10 protein-coding genes are annotated in these 13,192 nt (G+C 71.7%); 5 read left to right on the forward strand and 5 right to left on the reverse strand.

Annotation, left to right across the window (positions count from 1 at the left end; translation table 11 throughout):
- The first annotated feature begins 30 nt into the window (after positions 1-30).
- Entirely contained in the window at positions 31-1,188 is a 1,158-nt protein-coding gene (locus tag ACFZBP_RS15570) for an acyl-CoA dehydrogenase family protein (protein WP_383454568.1), read from the forward strand.
- 66 nt (positions 1,189-1,254) lie between these two features.
- Complete coding sequence (locus tag ACFZBP_RS15575; protein ID WP_391413431.1) at positions 1,255-2,121, forward strand: acyl-CoA thioesterase domain-containing protein; 867 nt, start codon at positions 1,255-1,257, stop codon at positions 2,119-2,121.
- A gap of 250 nt (positions 2,122-2,371) precedes the next feature.
- On the opposite strand, the gene ACFZBP_RS15580 is transcribed toward ACFZBP_RS15575, so the two are convergent.
- Positions 2,372-3,163 (reverse strand): phosphatase, encoded by a 792-nt coding sequence (locus tag ACFZBP_RS15580; RefSeq protein ID WP_383454563.1) that lies wholly within the window; start codon positions 3,161-3,163, stop codon positions 2,372-2,374.
- A 74-nt stretch (positions 3,164-3,237) separates the two neighbouring features.
- The gene (locus ACFZBP_RS15585) at positions 3,238-4,989 is read right to left on the reverse strand and encodes a helix-turn-helix domain-containing protein (protein ID WP_391413434.1); all 1,752 of its coding nucleotides are present in this window, start codon (positions 4,987-4,989) and stop codon (positions 3,238-3,240) included.
- A gap of 191 nt (positions 4,990-5,180) precedes the next feature.
- Here ACFZBP_RS15585 and ACFZBP_RS15590 point away from each other — a divergent pair, with 191 nt between their 5' ends.
- From ACFZBP_RS15590 to ACFZBP_RS15600, 3 genes are read left to right on the forward strand one after another with little or no spacing between them, the layout of a single operon-like run.
- Positions 5,181-6,656: a sodium:solute symporter gene (locus ACFZBP_RS15590; RefSeq protein ID WP_391413436.1), complete on the forward strand. Its 1,476-nt coding sequence runs from the start codon at positions 5,181-5,183 to the stop codon at positions 6,654-6,656.
- Between the two features lie 54 nt (positions 6,657-6,710).
- A complete protein-coding gene (gene speB / locus ACFZBP_RS15595) occupies positions 6,711-7,691 on the forward strand; it encodes an agmatinase (protein WP_391413438.1) in 981 nt (326 codons plus the stop codon).
- The gene (locus ACFZBP_RS15600) at positions 7,688-9,376 is read left to right on the forward strand and encodes a thiamine pyrophosphate-binding protein (protein WP_383454546.1); all 1,689 of its coding nucleotides are present in this window, start codon (positions 7,688-7,690) and stop codon (positions 9,374-9,376) included. Before speB ends, ACFZBP_RS15600 begins: the two co-directional genes overlap by 4 nt.
- Here the strand turns inward: ACFZBP_RS15600 and ACFZBP_RS15605 are convergent.
- The 3 genes from ACFZBP_RS15605 to ACFZBP_RS15615 all read right to left on the reverse strand — a co-directional run bounded on the left by ACFZBP_RS15605 (position 9,366) and on the right by ACFZBP_RS15615 (position 13,096).
- Positions 9,366-9,611 (reverse strand): hypothetical protein, encoded by a 246-nt coding sequence (locus tag ACFZBP_RS15605; protein ID WP_383454543.1) that lies wholly within the window; start codon positions 9,609-9,611, stop codon positions 9,366-9,368. The genes ACFZBP_RS15600 and ACFZBP_RS15605 overlap by 11 nt on opposite strands.
- A 171-nt stretch (positions 9,612-9,782) precedes the next feature.
- On the reverse strand, positions 9,783-10,592 hold the full coding sequence (locus ACFZBP_RS15610; RefSeq protein ID WP_391413441.1) for an endonuclease: 810 nt from the start codon (positions 10,590-10,592) through the stop codon (positions 9,783-9,785).
- 209 nt (positions 10,593-10,801) lie between these two features.
- A complete protein-coding gene (locus tag ACFZBP_RS15615) occupies positions 10,802-13,096 on the reverse strand; it encodes a glycosyltransferase family 39 protein (protein ID WP_391413443.1) in 2,295 nt (764 codons plus the stop codon).
- Positions 13,097-13,192 lie beyond the last annotated feature (96 nt).

Below are 13,192 nucleotides of genomic sequence, written 5' to 3' on the forward strand. Positions count from 1 at the left end.
CCGGTTTAGGCGCAAAGAAGGGTGGGCGGCGTGCGCCGTACGGTGTTCAACGAGGATCACGAGGCGTTCCGGGAGACCATCCGCGCCTTCATCGAGGCCGAGGTCGTCCCGGTCTACGACGAGTGGTTCGCGGCGGGCCAGGCGCCCCGCGACTTCTACTACAAGCTCGCCGAACTCGGCGTCTTCGGCATCCGCGTCGACGAGGAGTACGGCGGCGCCGGCATCGACTCGTACAAGTTCGAGGCGGTGATGTACGAGGAGACCGCCCGCGCGGGTGTGCAGTTCGGCGGCTCCGGCGTGCACGTGCTGCTCGGCCTGCCGTACATCAAGATGCTCGCCACCGACGAGCAGAAGAAGCGCTTCCTGCCGAAGTTCGTCTCCGGTGAGGAGATGTGGGCGCTGGCGATGACCGAGCCCGGCACCGGCTCCGACCTCGCGGGCATGAAGACCACCGCCAAGCTCTCCGAGGACGGCACGCACTACGTCCTCAACGGCGCCAAGACCTTCATCACCGGTGGCGTCCACGCCGACCGCGTGATCGTCTGCGCCCGCACCGACGCGCCCAGCGCCGAGGACCGCCGCCACGGCATCTCCCTGTTCGCCGTGGACACCAAGTCCGAGGGCTACTCCGTCGGCCGCAAGCTCGACAAGCTCGGCCTGAAGACCTCCGACACCGCCGAGCTGGCGTTCGTCGACGTCAAGGTCCCGGTCGAGGACCTCCTCGGCGAGGAGAACAAGGGCTTCTACTACCTCGGCCACAACCTCGCCTCCGAGCGCTGGGGCATCGCCTTCGGCGCCTACGCCCAGGCCAAGGCGGCCGTGCGGTTCGCCAAGGAGTACGTCCAGGACCGCACCGTCTTCGGCAAGTCCGTCGCCTCCTTCCAGAACACCAAGTTCGAGCTGGCCGCCTGCCAGGCCGAGGTCGACGCCGCCGAGGCCGTCGCCGACCGCGCGCTGGAGGCCCTGGACGCCGGTGAGCTGACCCCCGCCGAGGCCGCCTCCGCGAAGCTCTTCTGCACCGAGGTCGCGCACCGCGTCATCGACCGCTGCCTCCAGCTGCACGGCGGCTACGGCTTCATGAACGAGTACCCGATCGCCCGCCTGTACGCGGACAACCGCGTCAACCGCATCTACGGCGGCACCAGCGAGATCATGAAGTCGATCATCGCGAAGGACATGGGCCTGTAAGCACCCGGGTCCCTCCGCACCCGGGCCGGCGAGGCCCCTGAAATTCCTGCCAGTAGAAAAGGTGCCATGAACCAGGCACTACAGGGTCTCCTCGATCTGCTCGACCTGGAGCAGATCGAGGAGGACATCTTCCGCGGCCAGTCCCGCTCCGCCGTCGTCCCGCGCGTCTTCGGCGGTCAGGTCGCGGCCCAGGCGCTCGTCGCCGCCGGACGCACCGTCCCCGCGAACCGGCCCGCCCACTCCCTCCACGCGTACTTCCTGCGCATGGGGGACCCGGGCGCGCCCATCGTCTACAACGTCGACCGCATGCGCGACGGCCGCTCCTTCACCACCCGTCGCGTCGTCGCCGTCCAGCACGGCAAGCCGATCTTCGCCCTGTCGGCCTCGTTCCAACTGCACGAGGAGGGCATGGACCACCAGACGCCCATGCCGCCCGCACCCGATCCGGAGACGCTCCCCACCTCCGAGGAGCGACTGCGCGGCTACGGCCACCTGGACGCGGACGTCGTCGAGCGGTTCCTGGAGGCACGCCAGGCGGTCGACCTGCGCTACGTCGACGAGCCGCCGTACGGCCGCTTCGGCGAGCCCCGCGAACCGCACTCCCAGGTGTGGTTCCGCACCAACGGCAAGCTGGCCGACGACCCGCTCCTGCACGTCGTCCTCGCCACCTACGTCTCCGACATGACCCTGCTCGACTCGGTCCTGCTCGCGCACGGCCGGGGCGGCTGGGCCGTCGGCGACGTCGTCGGGGCCTCGCTGGACCACGCGATGTGGTTCCACCGCCCGTTCCGCGCGGACGAGTGGCTGCTGTACGACCAGGAGTCGCCGTCGGCCCACGGCGGGCGCGGCCTCGGCCAGGCCCGTATCTACACCCAGGACGGGCAGCTGGCGGTGTCGGTGATCCAGGAGGGCGTGGTCCGCGTCCCGCGGTGACGGCCCGCCGTCCTGCGGGCCGGACCCGTCGTCGGCCGGCCCCGCTCGCGGTCGAGCACGCCCAGGGGGTGTTTCGAAAGCCCCGCACAGCACCCGCGGCGCCCGGCACGCACCCTCGCCGCACCGGCCAAAGGCCCAGGTACGTCCAGTACGAAGGCCTTCGTCCGGCGCGCCGAGGGCACGCACCGGCTGCGACACCAGCCGCTGCCGCGGCGGGCGCGGGCACCGCACGGGACCTTCGAAACACCCCCTAGTCGGCCAGTCCCGCCTCACGCAGCAGATACGCCGTCATCGGGTCGTAGGAGCGCGGGCTGACCACGTGGTCGTCCAGCGGCACCACCACCTGTACGGTCCCCTCGGCCTCCGCGAGGAACAGCGCCGGGTCGTTGCAGTCCGCGTATCCCACGGAGTCCACGCCGTGCTGACCGGCGTAGCCCGCCCAGCCGTGGTCGGCGACGACCAGGTCCGGCAGCGGGCGGCCCTCGCGCTCCAGTCCGGTGAGGATGGCCCTCATCGGGGCGCCGGAGTGGGTGTGCCAGAGGGTGGCGCCGTGTTCCAGGACGGCCACGTCCGCGAACTGCATGACGTAGCCCTCGTCGGTCTGCAGGCCCTCGGGGATCACCACGATCTCGCAGCCCGCCGCCCGCAGGGCCTGCGCCGTGGCGCGGTGCACGTCCAGCAGGCCGCCCGGGTGGCCCGTCGCGAACAGCACCCGCTGCTGCCCGTCCGCCGCCTTGCGCAGCCGGGCCGCCATGCGCTCCAGCGCGGCCACCGTCAGCTCGGGGTCGATGGTGTCCTGGCCGTGGCGGTGCTCCGCGTCGTCGTTCACGCCGACGCGCTCCGCCATCACCGCGAGGACGTCCTGCTCGTCGGTCCAGCGGTCGCCGAGCTCCAGCCCGAGCCAGTAGTGGCGGTCGCCGTTCGCCAGCTTGCGGTAGTGGGAGAGGTTGTTCTCGCGGGGAGTGGCGACGTCGCCCGCGATGCGGGTTCTGACGAGATGGTCGACGAGCTCGGCGCGGCTGGGTGTCCCGGGTATCGGCATGCCTCCCATTGTGAGGCAGACAACTGTGGGAACGCCCGGCTCCGGGGCGCGTGCGACGCGGGTCACTGTGCCGATCACCCTTCGCCGTGCCGCAGGGCGAACCACAACTCCATCCGTACGTCCGGGTCGTCCAGGTCGGTGCCGAGCAGCGCCGCGCAACGGGCGATCCGCTGCCGGACCGTGTTGCGGTGGACGGACAGGGCGACGGCCGTGCGGTCCCAACTGCCGTGCAGCGAGAGCCAGGTGCGCAGGGTCTCCGTCAGGGGCGGGGTGAGGGGCGCGAGCAGGGCGCGGGCGTGCGACTCCGCCTCGTCCACGGAGAGCAGGTCGGTGAGGGCCGGGCGGTGGGTGCCGTGCCGGAACAGGGGCGTGCGGGTGGCCCGGGCGCGGGACAGGGCCCGGGCCGCCTGGGCGTCGGCGGCCGGCCACTCCGCCGCGGACGCGGGGGCGCTCACGCCCAGGGTCCAGCCGGGCAGCGGGGCCGGTTCACGGTCCGCGGGGGCGAGGACGCGTACGACGTCCCGCGCGAGGTCGACCAGCGGGGAGCCGAGGGCCGCGCCCAGCGCCGAGGCCGCCACCGAGTCGCAGGGCTGGGCGTCGGGGCGGCCGTGCACCACGACCCAGCGGTCGGCGCCGAGGAGCGGGGCCACGGCCTGCGGCTCGGCGCCCAGCAGCAGCCGTACGAGCGCCGACGACCGGGCCGCTCCCGAGCCGCTCTGGTGCTCGCCGGTGAGGAGGGAGAGGAGCACGGCGGCGACGGAGGCGATGGTGTGGTCGCCGGGGTCCCGGCGCGGGGCGGCGACCCCGAGGACGAAGCCCTGGCCGGCCCCGAGGGCGTAGGCGGCGAGGTGGGTGCCGGCGATGGTGTCGGTGGCGGAGGTGGGGGTGGGCGGAGCTGGGGGTGGGGCGGCTGACGAGAGAGGGGCGGGGGAGGGGGAGGCGGGCGCGGAGGACGCGCGGCTGCCGGTCGTGCCGGGTGCGCCGAGGCCAAGGGGTGGGGCTTCGGACCGGGTGGTCTGCCGCGTGGCGGGGCGACCGGGTGCCCGTCCGGCGTCGAGAGCGGCCGCTCGCGTGACCTCCGGTCCGCTGGTCTGCCACGTGGTCACGCTGCCGGATGCGCCCGAAGCCCCGGCCCCGCCCCCAGCCGTTGCCGCGGTCGTAGCCGCCCCCGCACCCCCAACCGGCCGCACCACCCCCGCCAGCCCCGCCAACGCCACCCGCGCCGCATCCCCCGGTGCCTCCCGGCCGGCCTCCCCGATCACCGCCCCCTCCGGCCCGTACAGCACCGCCCAGCCGCCCACCCGCTGGGCCAGCTGCCGCAGGACGGCACGGACCGGGTCGGGGCGGGAGGCCGCCGCGGCCAGGCTCTGCTGGGCCTCGGTCACGCGGCGCAGTTCGGCGTGCCGGGCCCGGGCCATGAGCTGCCAGACCGCGCGGGCCACGCCCGAGAAGGTGGTCCGGGGCGGGACCTCCAGCAGCGGGAGGCCGTACGCGTCGCACGCGGCCACCAGGGCGCGCGGCACCGTGTCGTGCACGGGGGCGAGCCCGAAGCCGAGCGCCGCGCCGCCCGCCGCCACGATCCTGGAGACGTAGTCGTCGAAGTACGTCCCCGAGCCCGCCGCCTCCGGGATGTGCACCCCGGCCGTCAGCAGCAGCTCGCCGCCCAGCAGATACGGATACGGATCGGCCATCTCCGAGGTGTGCGCCCAGTGGATGGCCGGGTCCGCGTCCGGCGGCCCGGCGATCCGGCGCAGGCCCAGGTCCTCGCGGGCCAGGAGCGCCGAGAGCGGTACCGGTGGGGTCGGCGGAACGGCGGGATCCGGCATGTGGACGTTTCCTCCAGCTGTGCAGCCTCAGATGGATGAAACGTACACTTCGCAGTCACTTTCCGGCCACCTACTGTCGTTCCAGACCGGCAGCCGCGGGTACGGGCGGATGTCCCCGCGAGCCGCTGCCGACGTCCCCACCCCCCATCTGCACGACACGCCACCGGGATGTTCGCGAAGGAGGCCCCAACATGGCCGTCGACTACACAGTCATCGTCGTCTATCTGGCCGGCATGCTGGCCATGGGCTGGTGGGGCATGCGCCGCGCCAAGTCCAAGAGCGAGTTCCTGGTCGCGGGCCGTCGCCTCGGCCCGACCATGTACTCGGGCACCATGGCCGCGATCGTCCTCGGCGGCGCGTCCACCATCGGCGGCGTGGGCCTCGGCTACCAGTACGGGCTCTCCGGCGCCTGGATGGTGTTCACCATCGGCCTCGGGCTCCTCGCCCTCTCCGTCTTCTTCTCCGCCCGCATCGCCCGCCTCAAGGTCTACACCGTCTCCGAGATGCTGGACCTGCGCTACGGCGGCCGGGCCGGTGTCATCTCCGGTGTCGTCATGTGGGCGTACACCCTCATGCTCGCGGTCACGTCGACCATCGCGTACGCCACGATCTTCGACGTCCTCTTCGACATGAACCGCACCGTCGCGATCGTCCTCGGCGGCTCGATCGTCGTCGCCTACTCGACGCTCGGCGGCATGTGGTCGATCACCCTCACCGACATGGTGCAGTTCGTGGTGAAGACCGTCGGCGTGCTGCTGCTCCTGCTCCCCATCGCCGTCGTCAAGGCCGGCGGGTTCAGCGAGATGAAGGCCAAGCTGCCGACCGAGTACTTCGACCCGCTGGGCATCGGCGGCGAGACGATCTTCACCTATGTCCTGATCTACACCTTCGGCATGCTCATCGGGCAGGACATCTGGCAGCGCGTGTTCACCGCCCGCAGCGACAAGACCGCCAAGTGGGGCGGCACCGTCGCCGGCACCTACTGCCTCGTCTACGCCCTCGCCGGCGCCGTCATCGGTACGGCGGCCAAGGTGCTCTACCCCAGGCTCGGTAGTGCGGACGACGCCTTCGCGACCATCGTCAAGGACGAACTCCCGGTCGGCGTACGGGGGTTGGTGCTGGCCGCCGCCCTCGCCGCCGTGATGTCCACCTCGTCCGGTGCCCTCATCGCCTGCGCGACCGTCGCCAACAACGACATCTGGTCACGGCTGCGCGGAGCCGTCCGGCCGGCGGGCGCACCGGAATCGGGCGAGCAGCACGACGAGGTCAAGGGCAACCGTGCCTTCATCCTGCTCATGGGCCTCGCCGTCATCGGTACGGCCATCGCGCTGAACAACGTCGTCGAGGCGCTGACCGTCGCCTACAACCTGCTGGTCGGCGGGCTGCTCGTGCCGATCCTCGGCGGGCTGCTGTGGCGGCGCGGCACGGCGCAGGGCGCGCTCGCCTCGGTCGTCGTCGGCGGCGTCGCCGTGATCACCCTGATGGCGACCCACGGCATCCTCGCCAACGAACCGGTCTACTACGGCCTGCTGTCTTCCCTCGCCGCGTACATCGCCGTCTCCTTGATGACGAGGCCGACCGACGCGGCCGTACTCGCCGCCTGGCGTGAGCGTCTCGCCGGGCGGGACCCCGAACTCGTGTCCGAACCGGTGTCGGCTCCCCAGTAGAGTCACCGGCAGAAGTACATACGCGACGAAGCGTAGGAAAGAAGGCATTTCACGATGACTGGCAACGAGACCCCCCGCGGCCCCGTCGACTCCTCCCGCATCCCGCGGTACGCCGGACCCGCCACCTTCGCCCGGCTGCCCCGCCTCGACGAGGTCGGCCGCGCCGATGTCGCCGTGGTCGGCGTGCCGTTCGACTCGGGGGTCTCGTACCGGCCGGGCGCCCGCTTCGGCGGCAACGCGATCCGCGAGGCGTCCCGGCTGCTGCGCCCGTACAACCCGGCACAGGACGCCTCCCCCTTCGCCCTCGCGCAGGTCGCGGACGGCGGCGACATCGCCGTGAACCCCTTCAACATCAACGAGGCCGTCGAGACCGTCGAGGCCGCCGCCGACGACCTGATCGGCTCCGGCGCCCGCCTGATGACCCTGGGCGGCGACCACACCATCGCGCTGCCGCTGCTGCGCTCGGTCGCCAAGAAGCACGGCCCGGTCGCCCTGCTGCACTTCGACGCCCACCTCGACACCTGGGACACCTACTTCGGCGCCGAGTACACGCACGGCACGCCGTTCCGGCGCGCGGTCGAAGAGGGCATCCTCGACACCTCCGCCCTCTCCCACGTCGGCATCCGCGGCCCGCTGTACGGCAAGCAGGACCTCACCGACGACGAGAAGATGGGCTTCGGCATCGTCACCTCCGCCGACGTCTACCGGCGCGGCGCCGACGAGATCGCCGACCAGCTGCGCCAGCGCATCGGCGACCGGCCGCTCTACATCTCCATCGACATCGACTGCCTCGACCCGGCCCACGCCCCCGGCACGGGTACGCCGGAGGCGGGCGGCATGACCTCCCGCGAGCTGCTGGAGATCCTGCGCGGTCTCGCGTCGTGCAACCTGGTCTCCGCCGACGTCGTCGAGGTGGCCCCCGCGTACGATCACGCCGAGATCACGTCGGTGGCCGCGTCCCACACGGCGTACGAACTGACCACGATCATGTCCCGCCAGATCGCGGCGGCCCGTAAGGAGAACGAGGGCAAGTGACCCACGACCACGACCTGGTGCTCCGCCCGACGGAGGAGCAGACCGCCGCCGCACTGAACCCTCCCGCCGGCCGCAACGGCGGAGACCTGGTCGTGGAGACGCTGGCCGGGCTCGGCGCGACGACCGTCTTCGGACTGCCCGGCCAGCACGCGCTCGGCATGTTCGACGCGCTACGGCGCTCCGACCTGCGGTACATCGGGCTGCGGGTGGAGAACAACGCCGGCTTCGCGGCGGACGCGTACGGCCGGATCACCGGCGAGGCCGCCCCGCTGCTGCTGTCGACGGGCCCCGGCGCGCTGACCTCGCTGGCCGCACTCCAGGAGGCCGCGGCGGCCTCCGCCCCCGTGCTGGCGATCAGCAGCCAGATCCCGACGGCGGGACTGGGCGGCGGCAGACATGGTTATCTGCATGAACTCCCGGACCAGGCGGCGTCGTTCCGGGGCGTGGTGAAATCGGTCCACACGGTCCGCACCCAGTCCCAGATCCCCTCCGCGATCGAGGCGGCCTGGAAGTCGGCGCTGACGGCCCCGCACGGCCCGGTGTGGGTGGAGATCCCGCAGGACGTGCTGCTGGCCGGGACGTCGATCCCGGTGGTGACGGGCGGCGACGCGTTCCCGGAGGACCTGCCCCCGCGCCCCGAACTGACAGCGGTGGCCGCCCACCTGCTCTCCCACGCCGCCCGCCCGGCCATCATCGCGGGCGGGGGAGTGGTCCGCGCCGACGCCTCGAAGAAGCTCCGTCAGCTGGCGGAGACGCTCCGGGCACCCGTCGTCACGACCCCCGGCGGCAAGGGCGCCTTCCCCTGGACGCACCCGCTGTCCCTCCAGTCCTGGATCGAGGACCGGCACACCACGGACTTCCTGGAGGACGCCGACGTACTCCTCGTCGTCGGCTCGGGGCTGGGGGAGCTGTCGTCCAACTACCACACCTTCAAGCCGCGCGGCCGGGTCATCCAGATCGAGGCCGACCTCGGCAAACTGGAGTCCAACCACCCGGCGCTGGGCATCCACGCGGACGCGCGCCTCGCGTTGCAGGCGCTGTTGGAGACGGTGTCGGAGCGGGAGGACGTCACGGCGCCGGAGCGGGTGCGTGAGGTGCTCGGCAAGGTGTCGGAGCGGATCGACGGCCAGGAACTCACCCTGGAGCAGGACGTGCTGGCGTCGGTCCGGCGCGCCCTGCCCGCCGACTCCCCGTCCTTCTGGGACATGACGATCCTCGCGTACTGGGCCTGGTCGGCCTTCGACGCCAAGGGCCCCAACCACATGCACTCCGCTCAGGGCGCCGGCGGCCTCGGCTACGGCTTCCCCGCGGCACTCGGCGCCGCCGCCGCGGACCCGACCCGCCCGGTGCTCGCGGTCTCCGGCGACGGAGGCGCCCTGTACTCGATCGCCGAGCTGGCCACGGCCCGCCAGTACGACCTGAACGTCACCTGGCTCATCGTCGACGACGGCGGCTACGGCATCCTGCGCGAGTACATGACGGACGCCTTCGGCCAGGCCACCGCGACCGAACTGACGCGGCCGGACTACGTGGCGCTGGCGGAGTCGTTCGGTGTCCCCGGGGCCCGGACGACCCCGGAGACGCTGGAGGCGGATCTGGCGAAGGCGCTTCAGACCCCCGGCCCGTCGGTGGTCGTCCTCCCGGCGGTGCTGCGGATGTTCGCGCCCACCCACCTCACGACATGATGATCCAGGAGCCCTGCTCCTGCGTGTTGTGGTCGCGGTTGTAGCAGGCGTCGTCCACCGCGGGACCGGTCCACGGTGCCGCCATCGGGACGAGCGCCAGGGCCTGCCTGCAGAGGTTGGGAGTGGTGTAGCCGGCGATGGTGACACGGCCCCGGTCGCCGTCGTCGGCGTGGGCCGGGGTGGCGAGGACGAGGGCTGCCATGGTGAGCGCGGCGAGCGCGCTGATCTTCTTCATAGCCGGGTCAACGGTGGTGGATCGGCGCAGGTCATTCCGCTGTACAGGTGGTGACCGGACACGTCGGGGCCTGATCCGCCGCTCGCTGGACGGGCGCCCGCATCTGATCCACGGGACGCGAAGGGCTCGGCCTCCCTTGCACGGAAGTGAGGCCGAGCCCTTCGGGCGCGTCTACCAGATCGCCTCGACCCACTCCGGGTGGTCGATGAACGGGTTGCGGTTGTGCTGGTAGGAGTCGTAGATGACCTCGTTGCGGCGCTCCTCGAAGGCGCTCGGCGGGTCCGCCTCGTTCCATGCCTTGAGGACGGAGAGCTTGCCCATGTAGGGGTTGCTGCCGTTGTTGACCCTCTCGTTGGGCTCCAGGTCGGCCCAGCCGTCGTCGCCCTCGTAGCGCACGGCCATGTAGAGGATCATGCGGGCCACGTCGCCCCGGTCCGCGGCGCGGGGCGCGAAGGAGTCGGAGTCGACGGTGCTGCCGCCGCCGCCCGTGACGGCGCTGCCGCCGTTGTCGAAGTCCAGGTTGCCGCGGATGCTGTTGACCTGGACGTCGCAGGCGCGCAGGTGGTGCAGGTCGGTGCCGGGGCCGATGGCCTCGCCGAAGTCGCCGTGGGACTTGGCCCAGGTGTGCTCGCGGTTCCAGTTGCCGGTGCTGCCGCCGTTGAGGGACTTGCTGCGGGAGACACCGCTGTACAGCAGGATCACGTTGTTGGTGTTGTTCGGATCCTGGTCGGTGGCCTTCAGCGCGTTCCAGACCGCCGAGTACGAGATCTTCGTCTGGTCGCTGATGATCGTGTGCAGCGAGTCCTTCAGGGCCGTACCGGTCTTGCCGATCGCGTCGGCGTAGTACGTGTCGTCGTACTCCGTCGTGGTGGCCGCGGCCGGGGAGGCCATGAGCGCCGGGGTGGTGAGTCCCACCAGGACGGCTGCCGTCGTCAGCGCCACGGACTTCCAGCGGCGGTGGCGTATGTGTGTCGCCAGCATGTGGGGTGTCCCATCTACGCGGGTTGAATGGAGGCGGCAAACGGGAGAGTGGCATGGACATGCGGTGGTGTCGAGGGCTTACGCGTGTCCATTGGGTGACGGGAAACGGCAAAACGGGGCTTGTCTACGCGAGTTGCTGCGCGTACGGGAGTGCGAAACGGCACCCGACAGGGAGCCGGGGGCCGTTCACGCGATGAGCCGAGTCGGTGTCAGCTGACGTCCGACGCGTCCAGGCGGTAGATCGTCGACTGGTTGCTCTGCGAAGAGGAGGATGAGGACGAAGAGGACGAGGACGAGGAGTTGGTGCTGTACTCGCTCTCCTTCACGGCCGTCCCGTTCTTCTGCACCCACTCCGTGACCGCGGAGCTGACGTCGCTGCCGCCGCCGGGGCCGCCGCCCATGCCGCCGCCACCGATCTGGATGTAGTGCAGTTCGCCGTTCTTCACCAGTTCCTTGAGCTTGGCCAGGGTCATCGCCTTGTCGCTGCCGGACCAGCCCCACATGGAGATCACGGGCTCACCGCTGCTGAGGATCAGCTGGGCCGCGCTCTGCGAACTCGACACCGCCAGCAGCCACTTGGCGCCGTCCTGGTGCTTCTTGAGGTACGTGATGAGCTCGTTGGTCGCGCCGCCGCCCATGCCGCCACCGCCGAAGCCTCCGCCGCCCATGCCGCCGGGGGTGCCGCTGGTGCCGGTGCTGGTGCCGGTGCCGCCCGGGGTCGTACCGCCGGTCTCGCCGGCTCCGTTGGGCGGCGTACCGCCCGTCTCGCCGGTGCCGCCGGGGGCCTGGCCGTTCTGGCCGTTCTGAGCCTCCTGCGGTCCGCCCGGGAAGCCGCCCTGCTGCCCGGCCTGACCGTCGGTCTGGCCGTTGGCCTGGCTGTTCTGGCCGTTCTGCTGACGCCCACCGTCCGGCATCCGGCCGCCGCCGAAGCCACCCCGGCCGCCACCGCCCCCACCGGGGCCGCCGCCGAAGCCGCTGCCCGTCGAGGGGCCGGCCGTCGGATTCGTACCGCCCATGCCGGCGCCCGAACCGGACGGCACCGACCAGGCGTACGCCGCGGGCCCCGCGACCGCCGCGACGATCGCCGCCACCACGGAGGCCGCGAGCAGCCGCAGCCGGTTCCCGGACGCGGACCGGAAGACGAGCAGGCCCACGATCGCCAGGGCCATGACGACGGTGATCGCCGGCCACAGCCAGGTGTTCCAGCCGGAGGCCCGCCGCAGTAGTACGACCGCCCAGACGGCGGTGACCGCCAGCCCCACCGGCAGCACCCACGCCCACCGCTTGTCGGCGCGGAACGCGCGCAGCAGCATCACGCCGCCGCCTCCGCACAGCGCCGCGATGCCCGGGGCGAGCGCGGTCGTGTAGTACGGGTGCATCGTGCCCTCGGCCATGGCGAAGGTCAGGTAGTGCAGGGCCGTCCAGCCGCCCCACAGCAGCAGCGCGGCACGGGTGAGGTCGGTGCGCGGGGCGCGGCCGCACAGCACGAGGCCGCCGATGCACGCGAGCGCCGCGAAGGGGATCAGCCAGGAGATCTGGCCGCCGAGGATGTCGTTGAAGAGCCGCCCGATGCCTGCCGTACCCGAGAAGCCACCGCCTCCACCGCCGCCGCCTCCGCCGTTGCCCTCGCCGCCGAGGATTCGGCCGAGGCCGTTGTAGCCCATGATCAGGTCCCAGGCCGTGCCGTCCGTCGAACCGCCGATGTACGGGCGTTCGTCGGCGGGCACGAGTGAGACGGCCGCGGCCCACCAGAAGCTGGAGACGGCCAGGGCGGCGCCCGCGATCAGCAGGTTCACGATCCGCTTCACGAGCTTCGGCTTCGCGGCGTACAGGTAGACCGCGAACACGGCGGGCAGCGCGATGTAGCCCTGGAGCATCTTGGTGTTGAAGGCCAGACCGAAGCACACCGCGGATCCGACCAGCGGCAGCAACCTGCCGTTGTGCACGGCGCGCAGGGCGAGCGCCGCACCGCCGGCCATCAGGAACACCAGCAGCGTGTCGGGGTTGTTGTCACGGTTGATGGCGACCGTGATCGGGGTCAGCGCCAGCACCAGCGCGGCCACCGTCGCCGCGCCGTGGCCCCACACCCGCTTCACCGAGGAGTGCACGATCCAGATCGTCGCCAGCGCGACCAGAACCATCGGCAGCATCATCTGCCAGGTGCCGTAACCGAAGATCCGGCACGACAGCCCCATCACCATCAGGGCGAACGGCGGCTTGTCGACGGTGAGGAAGTTCCCCGCGTCCAGCGAGCCGAAGAACCACGCCTTCCAGCTCTCCGTGCCGCTCAGCACGGCCGCGCTGTAGAAGCTGTTCAGGCTGGAACCGGAGAGGTTCCACGAGTACAGCACCGCCGCCGTGATCAGGATCGCGATCAACGCGGGCGGCGACCAGCGCGGCGTCTTGTCCGGGGGAGTCGGGGGTGGGACCTCCGACGGGGCCCGCGGGGGCACGCGGGTGGCGGTCACGGTCGGGTGGGGGTGGGGATCGGTCGCTGATGTCACCAGGGCATCGTGTGCGGCGGGGGTGGGTGCGGGCTGTGCCGGAGCTGGATCTTTCCTGTGGATGTGCAAAGGGGGCGGCAAAGGAGGCCGTGGGCC

The organism is Streptomyces sp. NPDC008086, from assembly GCF_042957325.1.
In the GTDB taxonomy this organism is placed as follows: domain Bacteria; phylum Actinomycetota; class Actinomycetes; order Streptomycetales; family Streptomycetaceae; genus Streptomyces.

Excerpts from the sequence above, each read along its gene's own strand:
- ACFZBP_RS15575 (WP_391413431.1), top strand. The coding sequence starts at position 1,255 with ATGAACCAGGCACTACAGGGTCTCCTCGATCTGCTCGACCTGGAGCAG.
- ACFZBP_RS15580 (WP_383454563.1), bottom strand. The coding sequence starts at position 3,163 with ATGCCGATACCCGGGACACCCAGCCGCGCCGAGCTCGTCGACCATCTC.
- ACFZBP_RS15585 (WP_391413434.1), bottom strand. The coding sequence starts at position 4,989 with ATGCCGGATCCCGCCGTTCCGCCGACCCCACCGGTACCGCTCTCGGCG.
- ACFZBP_RS15590 (WP_391413436.1), top strand. The coding sequence starts at position 5,181 with ATGGCCGTCGACTACACAGTCATCGTCGTCTATCTGGCCGGCATGCTG.
- speB (WP_391413438.1), top strand. The coding sequence starts at position 6,711 with ATGACTGGCAACGAGACCCCCCGCGGCCCCGTCGACTCCTCCCGCATC.
- ACFZBP_RS15605 (WP_383454543.1), bottom strand. The coding sequence starts at position 9,611 with ATGAAGAAGATCAGCGCGCTCGCCGCGCTCACCATGGCAGCCCTCGTC.
- ACFZBP_RS15610 (WP_391413441.1), bottom strand. The coding sequence starts at position 10,592 with ATGCTGGCGACACACATACGCCACCGCCGCTGGAAGTCCGTGGCGCTG.